General features: G+C 35.4%; 19 protein-coding genes. 9 read left to right on the top strand and 10 right to left on the bottom strand.

Translation table 11 applies throughout. The annotated features are described in order from the left end of the window. Positions 1–16: 16 nt before the first annotated feature. From flaF to fliQ, 4 genes are read left to right on the top strand one after another with little or no spacing between them, the layout of a single operon-like run. Positions 17–385, top strand: coding sequence for a flagellar biosynthesis regulator FlaF (gene flaF, locus Bra60_RS04155; protein ID WP_035007165.1), 369 nt, complete (start codon positions 17–19; stop codon positions 383–385). Then, entirely contained in the window at positions 382–825 is a 444-nt protein-coding gene (gene flbT / locus Bra60_RS04150; protein WP_035007168.1) for a flagellar biosynthesis repressor FlbT, read from the top strand. Before flaF ends, flbT begins: the two co-directional genes overlap by 4 nt. A gap of 17 nt (positions 826–842) precedes the next feature. Beyond that, the gene (gene flgD, locus Bra60_RS04145; protein ID WP_035007169.1) at positions 843–1352 is read left to right on the top strand and encodes a flagellar hook assembly protein FlgD; all 510 of its coding nucleotides are present in this window, start codon (positions 843–845) and stop codon (positions 1350–1352) included. 3 nt (positions 1353–1355) lie between these two features. Then, positions 1356–1622 carry a flagellar biosynthesis protein FliQ gene (gene fliQ, locus Bra60_RS04140; protein WP_035007171.1) on the top strand — a complete coding sequence of 89 codons (267 nt, stop codon included), beginning with the start codon at positions 1356–1358 and terminating at the stop codon, positions 1620–1622. A gap of 268 nt (positions 1623–1890) precedes the next feature. Here fliQ and Bra60_RS04135 read toward each other — a convergent pair whose 3' ends face one another. From Bra60_RS04135 to Bra60_RS04110, 6 genes are all read right to left on the bottom strand, one after another. Beyond that, entirely contained in the window at positions 1891–2253 is a 363-nt protein-coding gene (locus tag Bra60_RS04135) for a hypothetical protein (protein ID WP_078698096.1), read from the bottom strand. Between the two features lie 788 nt (positions 2254–3041). Continuing rightward, a complete protein-coding gene (locus Bra60_RS04130) occupies positions 3042–3800 on the bottom strand; it encodes an iron ABC transporter ATP-binding protein (protein ID WP_078673862.1) in 759 nt (252 codons plus the stop codon). After that, the gene (locus tag Bra60_RS04125) at positions 3797–4747 is read right to left on the bottom strand and encodes an iron chelate uptake ABC transporter family permease subunit (protein ID WP_078688704.1); all 951 of its coding nucleotides are present in this window, start codon (positions 4745–4747) and stop codon (positions 3797–3799) included. The genes Bra60_RS04130 and Bra60_RS04125 overlap by 4 nt, the downstream gene beginning before the upstream one ends. Further along, entirely contained in the window at positions 4740–5696 is a 957-nt protein-coding gene (locus Bra60_RS04120) for an ABC transporter permease (protein ID WP_078698095.1), read from the bottom strand. The genes Bra60_RS04125 and Bra60_RS04120 overlap by 8 nt, the downstream gene beginning before the upstream one ends. Positions 5697–5791: 95 nt before the next feature. Beyond that, complete coding sequence (locus Bra60_RS04115; protein ID WP_153300962.1) at positions 5792–6712, bottom strand: siderophore ABC transporter substrate-binding protein; 921 nt, start codon at positions 6710–6712, stop codon at positions 5792–5794. 454 nt (positions 6713–7166) lie between these two features. Next, on the bottom strand, positions 7167–8480 hold the full coding sequence (locus tag Bra60_RS04110; RefSeq protein WP_035007181.1) for an NAD(P)H-dependent oxidoreductase: 1314 nt from the start codon (positions 8478–8480) through the stop codon (positions 7167–7169). A gap of 167 nt (positions 8481–8647) precedes the next feature. Here Bra60_RS04110 and Bra60_RS04105 point away from each other — a divergent pair, with 167 nt between their 5' ends. Beyond that, a complete protein-coding gene (locus Bra60_RS04105; RefSeq protein WP_035007182.1) occupies positions 8648–9136 on the top strand; it encodes a MaoC family dehydratase in 489 nt (162 codons plus the stop codon). An 88-nt stretch (positions 9137–9224) separates the two neighbouring features. Here Bra60_RS04105 and Bra60_RS07745 read toward each other — a convergent pair whose 3' ends face one another. Continuing rightward, the gene (locus Bra60_RS07745) at positions 9225–9419 is read right to left on the bottom strand and encodes a hypothetical protein (RefSeq protein ID WP_371326050.1); all 195 of its coding nucleotides are present in this window, start codon (positions 9417–9419) and stop codon (positions 9225–9227) included. A gap of 1348 nt (positions 9420–10767) precedes the next feature. Here Bra60_RS07745 and Bra60_RS04095 point away from each other — a divergent pair. After that, positions 10768–11424, top strand: coding sequence for an SH3 domain-containing protein (locus Bra60_RS04095; RefSeq protein WP_078698094.1), 657 nt, complete (start codon positions 10768–10770; stop codon positions 11422–11424). A gap of 88 nt (positions 11425–11512) precedes the next feature. Here the strand turns inward: Bra60_RS04095 and Bra60_RS04090 are convergent, their stop codons facing one another. The 3 genes from Bra60_RS04090 to Bra60_RS04080 all read right to left on the bottom strand — a co-directional run bounded on the left by Bra60_RS04090 (position 11513) and on the right by Bra60_RS04080 (position 14010). Further along, positions 11513–12544, bottom strand: a complete 1032-nt coding sequence (locus Bra60_RS04090) for an aspartate-semialdehyde dehydrogenase (protein ID WP_078688702.1) — start codon at positions 12542–12544, stop codon at positions 11513–11515. A 595-nt stretch (positions 12545–13139) separates the two neighbouring features. Continuing rightward, a complete protein-coding gene (locus Bra60_RS04085) occupies positions 13140–13334 on the bottom strand; it encodes a Trm112 family protein (protein ID WP_035007187.1) in 195 nt (64 codons plus the stop codon). A 13-nt stretch (positions 13335–13347) separates the two neighbouring features. Further along, on the bottom strand, positions 13348–14010 hold the full coding sequence (locus tag Bra60_RS04080; RefSeq protein WP_078688701.1) for an LON peptidase substrate-binding domain-containing protein: 663 nt from the start codon (positions 14008–14010) through the stop codon (positions 13348–13350). Positions 14011–14522: 512 nt separating this feature from the next. Between Bra60_RS04080 and gcvT the strand changes: the two genes are divergently transcribed. Genes gcvT through gcvP form a run of 3 tightly spaced genes read left to right on the top strand, consistent with a single transcriptional unit; the run spans position 14523 to position 18819 of the window. Next, on the top strand, positions 14523–15644 hold the full coding sequence (gcvT, locus tag Bra60_RS04075) for a glycine cleavage system aminomethyltransferase GcvT (RefSeq protein ID WP_078688700.1): 1122 nt from the start codon (positions 14523–14525) through the stop codon (positions 15642–15644). Positions 15645–15650: 6 nt separating this feature from the next. Beyond that, positions 15651–16019: a glycine cleavage system protein GcvH gene (gcvH, locus tag Bra60_RS04070; RefSeq protein WP_078688699.1), complete on the top strand. Its 369-nt coding sequence runs from the start codon at positions 15651–15653 to the stop codon at positions 16017–16019. Positions 16020–16023: 4 nt separating this feature from the next. Beyond that, positions 16024–18819, top strand: a complete 2796-nt coding sequence (gene gcvP / locus Bra60_RS04065; protein WP_078698093.1) for an aminomethyl-transferring glycine dehydrogenase — start codon at positions 16024–16026, stop codon at positions 18817–18819. Positions 18820–18849: the final 30 nt, after the last annotated feature.

The following is an 18849-nucleotide window of genomic DNA, read 5'->3' as shown; positions in this document are numbered from 1 at the left end:
GAGGTTTAGCTGTTTAATGTATCAAATGCGATATGAAGATGTCATGGAAGATGATGCAATGAGCGCACGTGAGCGCGAACGATTTTTATTTGATCGTTGTATCAAGCTCCTTTTAGCTGCAAAAGCCAAAGGTCCTGGTTCTTGTGAAGCTAAGGATGCAGTTCAGTTTGCCCGAAAGCTTTGGGTTATTCTTATTGAAGATCTTGGGCAAGCAGCGAATGCTTTACCACAGGCATTGAAAGCTTCTCTTATTTCTATTGGTTTTTTTATTTTAAAAGAAATTCAGAAATTAGATGAAGGAGAGATTACTGATTTTGATGTTCTTGTTGAGATCTCTGAATCTATTCGTGATGGTTTGGCAGAAAATGCGGAGATATATGAATGAGCAAAAAAACAATCCGTTTGACACTCAAACCAAATGAAAGAATCTTTCTTAATGGTGCTGTATTACGGGTGGATCGTAAAGTAACTTTTGAATTATTAAATGATGCAACTTTTCTTTTAGAAGGGCATGTTTTACAAGTTGAAGATACTGATACTCCTCTTAAACAGCTTTATTTTTCTGCTCAGCTTGTGTTGATTAATCCAAGCGAAGCGGAGAAAGCATTAACTGTGTTTGTTAATCTGTTAAAAAAGTTACTTCAAACCTTTACTGATTGTGACCTTTTGAAAGGCTTAAAGGAGTGTATTTATTTAACTGAGCAAAATAAAATTTTTGAGGTATTAAAAGTTCTTCGTAGTTTGTTTCAGAAAGAAGCACAGATTATGGGTAAAATATCCTCACCAAATACGACAAGTATAAGTGTAAGACAAGTTGGAATGTAACGTTAACGAGGTGTGATATGGCATTGGACGCGGTTAGTGCTCCTAGAAGTTATTCTCAAGATGATGGTGGACAGCCGGAGATGGCTGGAGCAAAGAAGAATGCAGATTATGATATGTTTATAAAGTTGTTGGTAGCACAGATGAAAAATCAAGATCCAACAAAACCTATGGATTCAACAGAATTTGTATCGCAATTAGCAAGTTTTTCATCTGTTGAACAAGCTATAAAAATGAATGAAACACTTTCCCAGATGCTTTCTAATGGATTAATCAACGGAGCAGAGGGGTATGTCGGTAAATATATACAATTTACAGATGAAAAAGATAAAGTTATTGAAGGATATGTGGTTTCTATTGATATTTATAGTGATGGGATAGTTGCGACATTGGACAATGGTGAAAAAGTTGTTATTGGCCCAGGTGTTAAGGTTATGACTGAAAAACCTGATGTAGAGGGTGAGAAACCTGGCGAAAATGGTGAGAAACCTGAAGCTGATGGTCATAAATCTTATGTTGGTAGGTTCTAGAGTATGAATGAAGCTGATGCTATTGATATGGTAACAGCAGCTATATGGACTATTTTAACTGCTAGTGGTCCAGCAGTTTTTGCTGCAATGTCTGCAGGTATTATTATTGCTTTATTTCAAGCTTTAACACAAATTCAGGAAATGACGCTGACATTTATTCCAAAAATTATTATTATTTTTTTAGTGTTAGCATTTACAGCTCCGTTTGTTGGAGGGCAGATTTATGCTTTCACACAATTAGTTTATAATCGAATAGAAACGGGATTTTAGAAGTTTTTGTTAACGGTATATCACAAGATACTAGAATATTTTTATATTTGCATACGTAAAACTATTAACTGATAAGCTTTCTTATATAAGCTAAATTACTATATTTAATGCATAAATAAATGTAATATCATTGAAATTTTTGGGAAAATTCCCTGTAAAATGCACATTAAATTTTAAGAAAAGCCCTTTTTGCTTTTATAAATAATAATCACTTACTTCACACTAATTGTTTTAGTTCAATTATTATTCTGCAAATTTCATATCTATTTTATGCAGCACTTTCTTTCTCTATCGCAATTAATTTCCCATCTGCTTTTTGTGCTGTAGGCAGCTCTTCTTTCTTTACCATTTCACGTTGTTGCATCGGTTGATACTTATATTCTTCTTCAGCATTTAAAAAGAAAAAGTTATCATTGTCTGTGACTGGTTTCATCATTTCCTGACGGATAAGCTCATTAATATGTGCAAGCATATCAGAAATATTTGCTGAAAGAGGATAATGAGGCATGGGTTCAACAATAGGAGCCATTTTTGTAAGTTTTTGAGTTTGTTGCACTTCATTTTTAGAAAAGGCTATTTGTGGCATTAATGCTGCAAAGCACATTGTTGAAACAACTCCCCTCGGTTTCATAATCACTACCCCTCGTTACATTAACTACTCAATGACTCGCGAGAATAATCGACTTTTTTTATAAAATCAAGCTGCTAATAGGTATTCCTTATATTTAATTCAAGAGCTTAATTTGTAGACAGCTTTTTAGAAAAGCGAGTGTTAATAATTGATCGTACTTATATATAGGAAAAATATATATAAATAAGATGCTTAGATAAAGAAAAACTGAATTTTCATTTTATATAATTTTTTTCTGAATATTTCTCATTTATAGAATAGGATTATTCAAATCTGTTTTATAGACTTATCAAAATTATTTTGAAATGTTTTTTTGAAAGCTATTCTTTGTAAGACACTAAAATAAATAAAATTTTCTTTGTTAAAATCCAGTATATTAAGAGCTCCTTTTTTCATTTTATAAATATTTAAGGTTATGTAGCATTAGTTTCTTTTTATAAAAAAATGACTGAATTAGAATTGTCTTACGTACACTTGTTTTGTTTTTTGTAACACTATCTTCTGTTTTTGAAATAATAATTAGCAGACTCTTTGAAATTGTGTTGCTACTTTCTTGTCATTAGAGTTGATATTTTAATGATTAGCAATCAGGATCGAAGCAAAATTAGTTAGATAAAGAAAAAAGGATCAAGTTTTGAATGTAGAGTATAAATCACTAAATTTTATTAATTTTTTCAGAACTTAGATTATACCAAGATTGATGGTATCAGAGTCTACTATTATTCAATATTCAAATTTTACTTTTTGTAGAAAATTTTGAAGAGTATGCAAGTGCTAAAGACGAGTTTTTATTGGTAATAAAGAGCAATAGGTACATCATTGATGGTTGTTACTTGAATATCCATATCATAAATGTCTTTAAGAATTTTAGGCTGGATAATTTCTTTTGGACTCCCACAATAAATAGCTTTACCATTTTTGATTGCTACAATCAAATCTGAATAATATGAGGCAAAATTAATATCATGCATAACAAGAAGAATGGTTTTTTTTAATTCATTGGCTGTGCGGCGCAGTTGCTTCATCATTGAAACGGAATGTTTCATGTCGAGGTTGTTCAATGGTTCATCTAATAAAAAATAGTCAGTATTTTGACAAATGACCATTGCAATAAAAGCACGTTGACGTTGTCCTCCAGAAAGTTCATCTAAAAAGCGCATTTCTAAGTTTTCTAAACCAAGATATTTAATAGCACTGTCAATAAATTGTTTATCTTCATTGTTATACCGACCTTTAGAATAAGGATAGCGCCCAAAGCTTACTAAATCACGAACTGTTAGACGGACAGGTAAAGGATTATCTTGACGTAAAAGTGAAAGTTTTTTAGCTAAAATATCGTGTGGTGTCGTTTGAATATCAAAGCCATCGACATTAATTGTACCTTTAGTAATTGGCAGAAGGCGTCTAATCATCATCAAAAGAGTTGATTTTCCTGAACCATTAGGGCCAATAAGAGAAATAATTCCTCCCTCTGGTAAATGAAGGCATAAATTATCAATAACCTTCCTAGCTCCATAGGTTTTGGAAAGATGATTGATTTCAATCATTTTAATTGTCCCTTCATCAATAGAGTTAAGAAGACGATACCACCAAAAAATTCAATAATAAAACTTAGTCGTCCTCCCATATTCAAGATTTGTTCTAAAATAAATTGTCCGCTTACTAAAGAAATTATAGCTAGTAATATTGCAATGGGGACAACAACATGGTGTTTTTTTTGAGGTGAGAGTTCATAAGAAAGATTAGCGACTAATAGTCCCAAAAAAGTGACTGGCCCAACAAGTGCTGTAGAAATCGATACAAGAATAGAGATGAAAATAAGGATAGTTGTAGCACTTTTGTGATAATCAACACCAAGATTAACAGCAGTTTCGCGTCCAAGAGAAAGAACATCAAGTAAGTGGTGTAAACGCCAACCGAGCAAGCTTACGATAAAAACAATGATTGTAGCAAAGCCAATTAATGATGTATTGAATTTATTAAAATTTGCAAACATAATATCTGTTAAATTCATCATTTGATCTGGATTCAGTTGTAATTGCATAAACATGCGTAAGCTGAAAAAAAATCCACCAAAAACAACACCGATCAATAAAGTAAGATGAAGACCTTGAATGTTTCCTGAAAATAACCAGCGAAAGAGGCTTGTTGAAAAAATAATAAGAATAATAGCTTCAAGAATTAATTGCCCTTCCTCACTGAGGAATGGTAAAGAAAGAGAGTCGAGAAAATAAAGAATAACGGTTTTGATTAAAATATAAAGCTGATCAAATCCCATGATTGAAGGTGTCAAAAGACGATTATTAACGACTGTTTGAAATAAAACAGTAGAAACAGCAATTGTATAAGCAATGAGAAGAAGAGAAACAAGTTTTGCGAAACGAAATTTCCAAGTAAAAGTAGTTATATTCCATAGCATATAAAGGCTAATCATGATACACGCTATTATGGTCAGCGTTGTCAATATCATTATAGTCGCTTTTTTTCTATCCAAGACGCTGTCTCCAGTGTAAAAGCAGTATGATAAAAATAAAGCTACCAATAACACCCATTACAGTACTGATAGGAATTTCAAAATCGTGATGAAGGACCCGTCCTAAAAGATCACAGATTAATACTAATCCAGCTCCACTAATCATCACCCAAGGAGCACTATGACGCATATTGTCCCCCATGAAATTTGAGATGAGATTTGGAATAATCAATCCGATAAAAGGAATACGGCCAACTGTACAAGTGGTCAAAGCGGTAATTGATGCAACGATAAAGAGCCCAAAAAACATAACAGTACGGTAATTAAGGCCAAGATTATTGGTTAAATCTTCTCCAAGGCCAGCTACGGTGAAGCAATGAGCAGCAAAATAAGCAAGAACGCATAAGGGAAAAGACAGCCATAAAAGTTCATATTTCCCATCAATAATCATTGAAAAACTACCAAATAAATGAGCTTGAAGGGATGGAAGAAGCATTTCATGGTCAGCAATAGCATTTGTTAGGGAATTAATAACATATCCCAGCATAATTCCTATGAGTGGTACAATGAGAACAGATTTTAAAGGAATCTTGTATAATAAAAACATAAAAATCAACGTACCAATCATTGCAAAAGCTGTGGAAACGGCCATTTTTCCAAGTACAGATATGTCAGGAATAAAAATCATGACGAAAAGAATGCCAAGTGACGCGGATTCAACTGTTCCAGCTGTTGAAGGTTCAACAAAACGGTTACGTGTTAACAATTGCATAATCATTCCTGAGAGAGCAAGTGACATACCCGTCAAGAGTACTGCAATTGTTCGGGGAAGACGCGTTTGCCAAAAAAGAAGCCACGCTTTTAAGTTGCCTGATAATAAATCAGCGAGTGTCATATCAGAATAGCCAACAAAAATACTACAAGCAGAAAGTACTGCAATGATCGCTATGGCTATCCAATAATTTGTCACATCAAATTCTTTTAAAAAAATAACAGAAACTCTTTGTATAACAGCTTCTGTTATTAAATCTTATTTTTATAACGAGCAAGCTATTTTAACTGTTTTTATTTATTTTCTGCGAAAGCTTTGCTGATTTGCTTTGTTGCTTCGTTAAGTCCAGTTAAGCCGCCACTTGCACGATACCAGCTCCAAGAATCTAGGTAAATAATCTGATTTTTTTTCCCAGCAGTTGTGCGGTGAACAAGTTCATTGTTTAACAACTCTGCTGCAGATTTTCCTTCCCGTCCAATTGCTGCATCGCGATCAATAACTAGTAACCAATCAGGATTGGTTTCAAGAATGAACTCAGGAGAAATAGGTTGACCATGTTTGTGCACAACTATCTTATCAGTTGCAGCAGCAATTCCAAAGTCAGTATGAATAATATCTATACGTGACTTTGGACCCAAAGCATTTATTTTTCCACCTGAAGTCATTAGAACGAGTCCCGTTCCTTTTCCCTGCGTATTTTTACGAACCATTGCTAAATTTTCTTTGAACGTTGCAATTTCTTGTTCTGCTTCTTTCTCTTTACCAAAAATTTTTCCAAGAATGGTAACATTCCGTTCAATATTTTGGAGAGCATTTTCATACCCTACTGTCAGATCAATTGTTGGAGCGATTTTGGATAAGTCTTGATATTTAGATTTCGTTCTTGAAGAAATAATAATAAGGTCAGGCTGGAAAGCAGCGATTTTCTCATAATTAGGTTCAAAGAAAGTACCTATTTTCTCATATTTTGCATCATCGAAATGTTGCAAATATATGGGTTTTTTTCCTTCAGGAACACCAACAACAGCATTAATGCCTAAACGATTTACATTATCGAGTGATGCAAGATCAAAAAATACAACCTTTTTGGGATTGTTAGGAACAGAAGTTGTGCCTGAAGCGTGCTCAACCGTTAGATTTGCGCACGCGGTAGTTATAAAGCTCATTATTACAGTTAAAATAGAAACTGCCCGTATTAGACGTTTAACAATCATTATTTTGTCCTTTTCTTTTAAAAACACTTTTAAGATCAAGATCCTTATATTGAATTTTTCTACATAATAAATATACAGTAAGAACACACTATGTTATCAAAATGATTTAAGATACGTACTGTTTAGTGTATAATGCAGTGCCAATCAAGAATTAAATTTATTTTGTGTTTTTCGTATTATACACACTTTTTGGGGTAGTTTGCAAAAAATTATTAAGTGAGCTGATAAAGCATATTTATAATTTTATTTCTTTTGTTGATTAAAGCTTATTAATATTTTCGTTCTTTTAAAAAAATGAGCGATTAAAAGAGTTTGCGATTATTAAATGCTTTGACTTAAAAAGATGAGCGCTGTTTTTCTTTTTTAACCTAAGAGGTGATTTCGTTTCTTTTTCTATTTATCTAGAGTGTTTTATGCAGTTTAGTGCAAAGTATGGTTTATGCGAGGAGGATATTCAACGCAGTAAGAGGTCTTGTTTATTGCGTAGACGTGCAATCCATTGATTTTCGCGAATAGTTGTATTGTATATTGTAATGAGTTCATTCTTTTTAATTGTGGCTGTAACAGTTGCTTTTTCTAACAGTCCGCAAGGAATAGCTTGATGAGCACGTGCTTCTTCAACGCTCATGATCCAAGCACGGTAGCTGTAAAGACCTATAAAATCTAATTGTTCACCAGGGTGTAAATCTTTTTTAGCAATGGCACAAACCTCTGCTACTGGGTAGTGAAGTGGTGCCATATCTGTTTTTCCATATAACATAATGCGCGCGCAGGTAAGCGGAATTTCCATTGCAGTTAAGTGATAGGGACGGTGAAAGGTAAAATAAGGTCCTTGACCGATTTTTAAATCTTCCATACGTTCACGCAAACGTGGATGCGTTATTTCTGCAATGACGAAAACACCAGGGGCAACTCCTTCACCTATTGAATAATCTACAACACCGCATCTGTTTAAAATACCACCATCTTGTTTTGGAATAAGTACTTTATTTAAATCTTTGAGTGCAGCTTTAGGACCGTGCATTCCTGGGCAATCAGGAAGGAGTCCTGTTGCATTAGCAATTGCTGCCATTTCAACCATTGTTTTGGACCCATCGATAAATTCAACCAACATTCGAACATTCATGTTGCGCCGTTTGGCTTCTTCTTCGTAAGCATCAGGGGTAGCATCTAAAATGAGTGGATTATTTTTTCCTTTACCTACTGCAACAATTTTATGACCGAGTGCTGAAACAAATTCAATGAGTTCCATACAAGATGTCGGTTCATCACCGGCACCAAGTGTATAAATAAGACCTCGTTTATCTGCTTCATATTTGAGGTAAGCACCAATCGTAACATCCGCTTCCACATTCATCATGACAAGATGTTTATTGTTACTAAGTGCTTTGTAACCAATTTCTGCTCCTGCTTCAGGATGTCCTGTCGCATCGACAATAATGTCAATTTGTTCATGGCGTAAAACAAGGTCTAAATCATTTGTAGCAGCAATCAGGCCTTTTTCAATAGTTTTGGTTAAAGCAGTAGTGTTTTCAACTTCACGTACATGCCCTTCTTCTCCATAGGCTAATGCAGCAGCATCAAAAATACGCGATGGTGTGCGGGTTGCAACAGCTGCGATTGTTATGCCATCTATCTGTGTAATACTTGATAATAAATCTGTTCCCATTTCACCACAACCAATTAATCCAATACGAATGGGGTTATGGGTCTCTGCATGCTGTTTTAAATCACGCGCTAAACCTGTTAGGTTTATGTTGCTGGTCATTGTTGTTTCCTATTTGAATTTTTCTTTAAGAAAACATTTTATTATTAATAAATGCGCTTATCGATGAGATATTTAGGATTTATATTGTTGATGCTCTAAACAATAGCTTTTATAAAAGCAAGAGGGAAGGCATTTAGTTTTTCATCCAGCAAAATAAGGATAGTGTTATGCAACGAAAAATAGCAGTGCAAGATATAGCCAATTTCATTGGAAAAGAAATTGGCTTATCGCAGTGGCGTCTTGTTACTCAAGATATGATTAATCAATTTGCATATGCAACCGATGACCATCAATGGATTCATGTAGATGAAGAAAAAGCGAAAAAAACGCCTTTTGGAGGCACTATTGCTCATGGTTTTTTAACATTGTCACTTTTGTCTGTGTTAGCTTATGAGGCATTGCCAGAGTTGGAAGGTGCAACAATGGGGATTAATTATGGTTTTGATAAAGTTCGTTTTATGAATCCTGTAAAAACAGGAGCACGAGTCCGTGCTCGTTTTATTTTAAATAATGCTAAAGTTCGTCCTTCTGGTCGTGTTGTTTTTCATTATGAAGTAACGATGGAGATTGAACAGTTAAAAAATCCAGCTCTTATTGCCGACTGGCTTATTATTGCTATGATTGGGGAAAATAAGTCCGCATCTGAAACTGTTTAATTTTGTTTTGTCCAATTTCTATGCAATTTGATCATCAATCTATTCGACAATTATATTGAGAATAATTAAAAAATAATCACTATCATCATTAGTGCGGTATTGTATAGCGTTGGTAGCCATAGCTAATTGCTAGAACACCTAGATTGCCACCATCAAGATATCCAGCGAGCAAAGTAGCACTGATTAAAGAAATGACTATGATTGTAAAACCAGTAATGATACTAGTGAGTGGTACAGGGGGATAAGGATATTGTCTGATGATCTGAAAGTGGTTGGTTTCCATAGAATGGATGGCTTCAACTAAATTATGCTCGATTGTTTTAAAAGATAATTCTGCTGTGCATGCATAAAAAGGAATAGCTGTAAGAGGAGAACAAAAATCACTGAAGAAATTCCTATGTCGCTTCCTCTTACAACACGGGGAATAGGTAAAAGATAAAAGGCAGCTATAATAAAGGGAATAGCACGAATACTATCGATAATAGATAATCAAAAGGCAATAAATAAGGGATGATGGAAAAAGTCTTTCTGTGCAGTTGTATGAAGCAACAAACCAAGCTGCGGTCCTAAAATAATGGCCATAAATAAGCACTGATTGTCATGAATAATGTAAAAATAGCAGTGGGAAGCTCAACATAAAGAATGTTAAATGTAGCCAAAAACCTCACAATATTGACTCTTTTCGGTCAACTATTAAATGGCTTTTTAGAGCTACTTTATTGTATTCAGGAAGACCTAAAAAGACGTACGATAGTTTTTCTTTGGACTGTATCAAGGTTACCTATGAAAAATACGCGCTCTTAAGCTTGTTTCATTTTCAAGGAGATTAAGAAAAGTTCTTTGAACAATGTCACTGGCAATGTTGTTTAGGTAACGGCTTCTTGACCTGTTGATTTAATTTTTTGCAAATTACATAGGAAGCTGTGGCGTTACAGTTTTGGCATAGCAATAGTTGCATCTCTTTGAAGTGAGGTGAAATTTTTTGATACATTTTTCTTCTGCAATTTATCCTTGGTTAAGAACAACAGTATAGGAAGTGTGAAAGATAAAGGAAGAGAGAAAAAGAAATAATCCAATGATTGTGCATTGGAGCAGTTATTCAACTTCATACGTGTTTATCTTTCTTTTGTTTTTGTATAAAGGTTTTACAGGACAATTTTGTGTATTCGAATTATCTTGAAAAAAATTAAAAAGTATAAAAGCTTTAGAGAGTACTCAATCATTTTTATTTTAAAAATGATATTATCTTTTTATCCTCTGTTACGAAGTGTTTATCTTTGAACAAACATATCCTATTAATGGAAGAGGTTTACTCTGACTTAGGTCAATATATTTTAAATTGTGATCTTTTTTGTGGAACCAATAGTATTTTCAAAACTTCTTTAAGAACTGATGATCAGGTGATCAAATGATATTTTTGCATGCAATGATCGATAAGATCAGCATTGTTTGCAAGAGAAGAGCTCGTGTCTATAGGGTGGTGGGAGTCACGTAAGAGAGCTTTTTCAATTTTCTTAAGATGTAGCAGTCTTTTGAGAAATCAAAAAATTTACCACCATTTTATTGAAACGAAACAAATTTTTGCACAGGCAAATTTGAGTTTCTAAATGCTATGGAATAGGAAAGAGAGAATGTTTAAAAAGAGTTTTTTATCAGCAACAATGATGTTGACATCTTTGATGGGAGCGGGGTTTATGTTGGCTACTTCTGATGTAGCTGCTGGAACAGTTGCTAAAATAGAAAAAGGTAAAGCAATTTTACGCGCAGGACCAGCTACAACTTATAAAGTTACGGCGGTAGTTCCTACTGGAGCGAAGGTACAAATTAATGGCTGTCTCGCTGATAAAGTATGGTGTTTACTTCAACATAATGAAACGGTTGGTTGGGCATCTGCAAATTATTTTAATGTTGACAATATTCCCGTAATTTCTTTTATGCAGATTAAAAGAAAGCCACAACCTGTTATTCAAAAGCAAATAGTACAAGAAAAACAGGTTATCTCTCATCCAAACAATACGCCTACTGCTACAGTAGCAGAGAAAAAGGTGCAAAAAAAAGATGAAACAAGTGCGACGATTAATAAGAAGCCTGTAGATATTAAGGATATTGTACCCACGGGTATGAAAAAAACTGATGATCGAATAATTTTAAAACCTTCTGAAAATACACGTGAAATATCTATAAAACGAGTAACAGCTTATAATCCTTTATTTCCAGATAATGTCAATTTTGAAAATGCTGAACGCAGTGAAACACGCTATCGTGTTATAACATATCCTACTTTATAAAAAATAAAGAAAACTTTCTTGTATTTTTCTGAAGAAAAAATAAACAAAAATAGCAGCATAAAGAGAATTTTTATGCTGCTATTTCCGTTTAGATAGCTGATTTAGGTGTGATCAAATTACGAGAGATGAGAAGTTCAGCAATCTGAACTGCATTCAATGCTGCTCCTTTCCTTAAATTATCAGCAACAACCCAAAAAGCTAAGCCATTTTCGACGGTAGCATCTTCGCGAATACGGCTAATAAAAATATCATCCTCTCCTGCGCATTCATAGGGAGAGATGTAACCACCATCTTCTTGTTTATCTATGATTTGGCAACCAGGTGTATTGCGTAGGAGCGCGCGCGCTTCATGGGCACTTAATGGTTTTGCAAATTCAACATTAACAGATTCAGCATGACCAATAAAGACAGGGACTCGAACAGCAGTAGCCGTTAATTTGATCTTGGGGTCAAGAATTTTTTTTGTTTCGGCCATTATTTTCCATTCTTCTTTAGTATAGCCGTCTTCCATAAAAACATCGATATGAGGAATGATATTAAAAGCGATGCGTTTAGTAAACTTTTTTAATAAGATTGGATCAGCAACGAAAACAGCTCGTGATTGTTCAAATAGTTCATCCATTTCTTCTTTACCAGCTCCAGAGACTGATTGATAAGTGGATACAACAACGCGTTTGATGATTGCTGCATCATGGAGAGGTTTTAAAGCAACAACAAGTTGAATGGTTGAACAATTAGGATTGGCAATAATGTTACGTTTAGAAAATGCTTTAATGCTTTCTGCATTTACTTCTGGCACAATCAAGGGAACATTGATATCATAACGCCATGTGGAGGAGTTATCGATGACTACACAACCAGCAGCGCTAATCTTAGGAGCGTATTCTTTGGAAATAGTTCCTCCAGCAGACATGAGACACAAATCAGTGTCAGAAAAGTTATATGTATCAAGCGCTTTGACTTTTAAAGTTTTGTTGCCATAAGAAACACTCTGTCCTATTGAGCGTCGTGAAGCCAAAGGAACTATTTCGCTAGCTGGAAAGCAACGCTCTTCTAGAATTGTTAATATTTCACGCCCAACATTTCCCGTAGCACCAACAACTGCAACTTTAAAATTCATATTTTCACTTCTTTCTCTATTTTATAAAACAGATATGACGCTAATTTTTCTTAGGTTAAATCTAACAAAGAGGGTAAATTAGCCAAGAAATTTGCATATTTTAATTATTACTTTCTTAGGACCAATTGTATACATACAATTATCATGATGAGGGTACTATAGATCACTTTACTTGACAATATACTGCTTCCTTGGTTTTTTTAGAACTGGAGAGAGTTTCAATTTTTTCTGTCAAATTAATAAATATTATTTTTCATGAGGTTTTGATTGAGCAGACTGCTAATCTGTTATTGATTATCGTTTTTTCAGGCCTTTTTGTTGCATAAGGAACAGAGTTTAAGGCAACAGGTCTATTTTTGTTAGCAGGTGATGAGTAAAATTATTTTATGCATTTATCAATTGATATTCAAAGAAATAATATGAGTTTTATGGAAGCAGAGAATGAGTTTCTTTGTTGAAAAAAATTAAAGCTTTAACGTTATTAGTCAGTAGAATAGTTTTCTTAAGATTTTCTTTGGGTATGTATTTTAAAAAACTGATCGAGAGAAAATATGTTTTGATATAAAATTTGGTTTTATGAAAAGGAAAATAAAAACTATTTTTTTTCATTATGTTTTAAAGGACGCGCTTCTGAAGTAAGCATAATGGGAACACCACTACGAATAGGATAGGCGAGTTTTGCTTTTAATGAAATTAATTCTTGTGTTTTTTTATTTAAAGAGAGCGGCTCTTTTGTGAGTGGGCAGACCAGTAATTCAAGCATCTTAGGATCAGTTGTCATTTTTTTCATGTTTGAAAATCCGTTAATGTAAGAGATGATATGCCCCTGTTTGTTTCATAAGTGAACGTTCAGTTAAAGCAAGGAGAGTTTGGGCGCGACTTGCAATATCTGGTGCTTCCAGTAAAGCTTGCTTTTCTTCTGGAGTAAAGGGAATAAGAGTTGAAAGAGCATTAACGAGTACAGGTGTAGGCGTTTGTAAAATATTATTCCAATTATGTTCAATTTCATGAAGTATAAGATAATTTTCGATCGTATTGAGTAAATTTTCTCGATTAATATTCTCTGAGTTTTCATATTCTTGTAAATCTTTTATATTAAATTCGATGATGGCAATCCGATAAGGCTTTTTGCTCGCTAATTCTTTTTTTAAGGTAAAACGACAAATACCTTGTAATACGATAAGAAGTCGTCCATTTCCTGTTTCATTATAATTTGTAATACGACCAACACAGCCCATTTCATAGAGTTCTGAGGATAAATCATCTGTACTCGATGATAACGGCTGAATGATTCCTAATAGACGATTAGATGTCATAGCGTCTTCAATCATTTCAAGAGCACTTGGTTCAAAAATGTTAAGCGATAAAAAACCTCCAGGAAGCAATAATGCGCCTTCTAAAGGAAAAATGGCAATTTGTTTTGGTAAGTCATGTTCACAATTATAGTGGATATTACCAGCTTTCATGAGTGTTCTATAACCTTTATCCAATACAGTTTCGTACCTAGAATTATTATAATTTTTTATTATAAGAAAATTATAATATTATGAGCGAGACTATACCACATAATAACATAATATAAGTTATTATAATGAAAAAAACTATAATCTCTCCTTATAGAGAAAAGTAAGAGAAACAACAATATCTTGGGTTGTTTTCAGTAAGATTTTAAAGAATATGAGTTCCTCTCAAGTAAAGATTTATAAGGGTAGTTTGAAAAAACAAGGTTATTATAAAAAACTTTGAAATTTAGAGTGCTATAATCAGTTTTTTAATGACAGTGTAGAGAAGATAAGTTATAGCAAAAATATGTTGGAAAGAATGTCATTGCTTCTTTCATTCTTTGCGGGAGAGTGCAAAATGTGAACTTTCGCATCTGCCGCCAAAGAGAAAAATAATCCGCAATCTTGCAGGTTTGAGACAAAGGGTAAGAAAGACAACCACAATATAGAGTGGTAAACGTGGCTTTGGAGAAATTATGGACACCGATTTGCAGACATTTGAGACATTGCCTTTAAAAAAACTTCCTTTACATAATTTACATGAAAAAGCACAAGCGAAATTTGGCGCTTTTGCTGGTTGGATGATGCCTTTAGTCTATCCTCTAGGTGTTTTGAAAGAGCATTTGCATACACGTGCTCAGGCTGGTCTTTTTGATATCTCTCATATGAAGTTAATAGCTATTGAAGGGCAAGAAGCAGCTGAATTTTTATCTTATGCACTTCCTATTGATGCATTCCTTTTAAAAAAAGGCCAATCACGCTATAATTATTTGCTGAATGAGCAAGCTGGTATTCTTGATGATCTTGTTCTTACGCGTTTAGATGAATATCGTTTTATGCTGGTTGTTAATGCAGGGAATGCACAGGCTGATTTTGCCGAACTTCAAAAACGTGCAGTTGGTTTTGACTGTAAAATAGTTGCGCTTGAGAGAGTTTTGCTTGCTCTTCAAGGTCCGCAGGCTGCCTCTGTTTTGGCTGACGCAGGTTTGCTTGGTAATGAGCTTTTGTTTATGCAAGGGTTTGAGCCATACCAAGATTGGTTTGTAACACGTTCTGGTTATACAGGAGAGGACGGTTTTGAAATTGCACTTTCAGAAAGTCAGGCACGTTCATTAGTTGAAAAATTACTCGATGATTATCGTGTTGAATGGATCGGTCTTGCTGCGCGTGATAGTCTTCGACTGGAGGCGGGATTGTGTTTACATGGTAATGATATTACACCTGATACCACTCCTATTGAGGCTGCACTGACATGGGCTGTGTCCAAGAGTGTTCGGGAAAAAGCTAAGTTTTATGGGGCAGAAGCTTTTCTTAGAGCATATCAGAAAGGGCCTTCTCGTTGTCGTGTTGGTTTAAAACCACAGGGACGTCAGCCTGTACGTGCAGGTGCAGTCCTTCTAGATGATAAGGGGAAACAGATTGGAATAGTGACATCGGGTGGTTTTGGTCCTTCTTTTAATGGTCCTGTAGCAATGGGCTATGTTCCTATTGATTGGAAAATCGAAGGAACAGAAGTTTTTACTGAAGTGCGTGGCAAAAAAATCATGTTGTCTGTTCATTCGCTTCCTTTTGTTGAACAACGTTATTTTAAGGGATAATTGTTTATGTCTGAAATTTATTTTACGCAAGATCACGAATGGATAAGTGTTGAGGGACAGATCGCTACGGTTGGAATTACCAATCATGCTCAAGAGCAGTTAGGTGATTTGGTATTTGTTGATTTGCCACAGAGCGGAACACATATTTCTAAGGGAGATGCAGCTGCTGTTGTTGAGTCTGTTAAAGCGGCATCGGATGTTTATGCACCTATTGATGGAGAAGTGATTGAAGCTAATGAAGCTTTAGCAGGTGATCCTGCGTTGGTAAATCAGCAAGCCGAAAAGGAAGGTTGGTTATGGAAAATGAGGATACAGGATAAGACACAGCTTGATGAGTTATTAGATGAATCTTCTTATCGTGCATTGATTGGGTAAAATTATGCAAGAACATCGTTTTGTTTCGCGGCACATAGGGCTTCGATCTGATGAAATACAAAAAATGCTTAGGGTGTTAGCGCTTGATTCAATAGAAGCTTTAGTTTCTCAAGCTGTTCCTGAGTCTGTTCATTTGAAACGATTGCTTAATTTACCAGAAGCAGCAAATGAAGAAAAAGCTTTGGAAGAATTATCGAAGATTATGGAACGCAATAATGTCCGGAAGAGTTTTATTGGACAAGGCTATTATGGAACATTTGTACCACCTGTTATTTTGCGTAATTTTTTTGAAAATCCGGCTTGGTATACCGCTTATACACCCTATCAGGCAGAGATTAGCCAGGGCCGTTTAGAGCTTTTGTTTTATTTTCAAACATTAATAAGTGAATTGACTGGATTACCTGTTGCGGCTGCTTCACTTCTTGATGAGGCAACAGCTTTAGCTGAAGCTAATGCGGTGGCTGTCCGTTTTGCACGTGAGAAAAAAACAAAAATTTTGATTCAAGGCCTTTTACATCCTCAAACATTGAGTGTTGCGCAGACACGTGCTGAAACACAGGGCATTCACATGAGCGAAAAAGGTGAAATTTGTTCTGATACGGCCGCTGTTGTTTTACCATGGCCAGATACAAGAGGATGCTTTAATGATTATAATGAAGTTATTAAAGAGGCAAAGGAGAAGGGGGCTCTAGTTATTGTCGTCGCAGATCCTTTAGCTCTTACCCTTATGGAAGCACCAGCCAAATGGGGAGCTGATATTGTTGTTGGTTCTATGCAGCGTTATGGAGTTCCAATGGGTTTTGGTGGTCCTCATGCAGGTTATCTTGCCGTGAGTGATGCTTTAATGCGTTTAATTCCAGGGCGTATTGTTGGGCAATCGACAGATACAAAAGGGCGTACTGGTTTTCGATTAGCATTGCAAACGCGTGAACAACATATTCGACGTGATAAAGCAACATCGAATATATGTACTGCGCAGGCTTTGTTGGCTAACATGGCAGTGGCTTATGCTATTTGGCATGGTCCAAAAGGTCTACAGGAAATTGCCAAACGTGTTCACGGTTTAACATGTCGTTTTGTTGCTGGTTTAGAAGCGGTGGGTATCCATTGTGAGGGTAAATATTTTTTTGATTGTATTAGTGTTTTTGTCGAGAAGAGAGCTCAAGATATTGCAAATCAAGCAAAAATGGGTGGGCGGCTTGTGCGTGTTCTTAATGATGATTGGGTTGCAATTAATTTTGATGAATTATCAACAGAAGAAGATGCTATTGCTTTAGCACAGCTTTTTAACGCACAATTAGCTGATGAAACTGCTACAAGGCTTTTTGGCAAAGAGCGTGATTCTGCTTTTCTTTCGCAGTCATTTTTTCACGCAGTGCATTCAGAAACTGACATGATGCGCTTTTTACGTCGCTTATCAGATAAGGATTTAGCACTGGATCGGGCAATGATTCCACTTGGTTCTTGTACAATGAAACTGAATGCTGCGGCTGAGTTAATACCTGTGAGTTGGCCTACAGTGGCTAATATACATCCTTTTGCACCTAAAGAGGATGCGTTGGGATATCGGGAAATGATGAACCAGTTAAATGCATGGTTATGTGAAATTACAGGGTTTGCTCAAGTTTCTTTTCAGCCTAATTCTGGTGCTCAAGGTGAATATGCTGGACTTTTGGCTATTTGGCGATATCATCAATCTCGTGGTGATCATCAGCGTAATATTTGTCTTATTCCTGCATCAGCACATGGAACTAATCCAGCTTCAGCACATATGGCAGGGATGGAAGTTGTAGTAGTGAAATGCTTAAGTGATGGTGATGTTGATATTGATGATCTTAAAGCGAAAGCACAATTGCATAAAGCTCATTTAGCAGCTTTAATGATTACTTATCCTTCAACACATGGTGTTTATGAGGAAAACATTAAGGACATTTGTGCCATTATTCATGAAAATGGTGGGCAAGTCTATTTCGATGGAGCTAATTTAAATGCACTTGTAGGTCTTGCACGTCCTGCGGATATGGGAGCGGATGTTTGTCACATGAACCTTCATAAAACATTTGCGATTCCTCATGGTGGTGGAGGTCCTGGTGTTGGCCCGATTGGCGTTGGAATGCATTTAAAACCGTTTTTACCTGGCCACGAACAAGATAAGACGACTCATGCCGTTTCAGCAGCTCCCTATGGCAGTGCTTCTATTTTAGTGATTACATGGATGTATATTCGGATGATGGGAGCTGATGGATTAAAATGTGCAACACAGATAGCAATATTAAATGCTAATTATGTTGCTGAGCGTCTCTCAAAGGCTTATTCTATTCTTTATCGGGGTAAACATGGGCGTGTTGCACATGAATGTATTGTGGATACACGGTCTCTGAAAGAGCAATATGGAATCAGTGTGGATGATATTGCAAAACGTCTTATTGATTATGGATTTCATGCTCCAACAATGTCATTTCCAGTTCCTGGAACTTTGATGATTGAGCCAACTGAATCAGAACCGAAGGCAGAAATTGATCGTCTTTGTGATGCTTTGTTATCTATTGCTGAAGAATCTAAGAAAATTGGTGAAGGCATTTGGCCGAAAGATGATAATCCATTGGTGAATGCACCGCATACATTAGCAGACACTTTAGACGATAATTGGAAACGGGCTTATTCGAGAAAAGAAGCTGCTTTTCCTGATCCTCGCTTTGATCCAGCAAATAAATATTGGCCGCCTGTTTCACGTATTGACAATGTTTCTGGTGATAGAACTTTGATTTGTTCTTGTCCACCATTGGTGAACACGGTTTAAATTTATTTTCTTATGTTTCAATTAAGCAAG

Origin of the sequence: Bartonella sp. Raccoon60, assembly GCF_002022585.1 — a bacterium.
In the GTDB taxonomy this organism is placed as follows: Bacteria; Pseudomonadota; Alphaproteobacteria; order Rhizobiales; family Rhizobiaceae; genus Bartonella; species Bartonella rochalimae.
This window is presented reverse-complemented; position numbering and strand designations above follow the sequence as displayed.

Bases quoted from the DNA above. Each gene is read 5' to 3' on its own strand.
- flaF (WP_035007165.1), top strand. From the start codon at position 17: ATGTATCAAATGCGATATGAAGATGTCATGGAAGATGATGCAATGAGC.
- flbT (WP_035007168.1), top strand. From the start codon at position 382: ATGAGCAAAAAAACAATCCGTTTGACACTCAAACCAAATGAAAGAATC.
- flgD (WP_035007169.1), top strand. From the start codon at position 843: ATGGCATTGGACGCGGTTAGTGCTCCTAGAAGTTATTCTCAAGATGAT.
- fliQ (WP_035007171.1), top strand. From the start codon at position 1,356: ATGAATGAAGCTGATGCTATTGATATGGTAACAGCAGCTATATGGACT.
- Bra60_RS04135 (WP_078698096.1), bottom strand. From the start codon at position 2,253: ATGAAACCGAGGGGAGTTGTTTCAACAATGTGCTTTGCAGCATTAATG.
- Bra60_RS04130 (WP_078673862.1), bottom strand. From the start codon at position 3,800: ATGATTGAAATCAATCATCTTTCCAAAACCTATGGAGCTAGGAAGGTT.
- Bra60_RS04115 (WP_153300962.1), bottom strand. From the start codon at position 6,712: ATGATTGTTAAACGTCTAATACGGGCAGTTTCTATTTTAACTGTAATA.
- Bra60_RS04110 (WP_035007181.1), bottom strand. From the start codon at position 8,480: ATGACCAGCAACATAAACCTAACAGGTTTAGCGCGTGATTTAAAACAG.
- Bra60_RS04105 (WP_035007182.1), top strand. From the start codon at position 8,648: ATGCAACGAAAAATAGCAGTGCAAGATATAGCCAATTTCATTGGAAAA.
- Bra60_RS07745 (WP_371326050.1), bottom strand. From the start codon at position 9,419: ATGGAAACCAACCACTTTCAGATCATCAGACAATATCCTTATCCCCCT.
- Bra60_RS04095 (WP_078698094.1), top strand. From the start codon at position 10,768: ATGTTTAAAAAGAGTTTTTTATCAGCAACAATGATGTTGACATCTTTG.
- Bra60_RS04090 (WP_078688702.1), bottom strand. From the start codon at position 12,544: ATGAATTTTAAAGTTGCAGTTGTTGGTGCTACGGGAAATGTTGGGCGT.
- Bra60_RS04085 (WP_035007187.1), bottom strand. From the start codon at position 13,334: ATGAAAAAAATGACAACTGATCCTAAGATGCTTGAATTACTGGTCTGC.
- Bra60_RS04080 (WP_078688701.1), bottom strand. From the start codon at position 14,010: ATGAAAGCTGGTAATATCCACTATAATTGTGAACATGACTTACCAAAA.
- gcvT (WP_078688700.1), top strand. From the start codon at position 14,523: ATGGACACCGATTTGCAGACATTTGAGACATTGCCTTTAAAAAAACTT.
- gcvH (WP_078688699.1), top strand. From the start codon at position 15,651: ATGTCTGAAATTTATTTTACGCAAGATCACGAATGGATAAGTGTTGAG.
- gcvP (WP_078698093.1), top strand. From the start codon at position 16,024: ATGCAAGAACATCGTTTTGTTTCGCGGCACATAGGGCTTCGATCTGAT.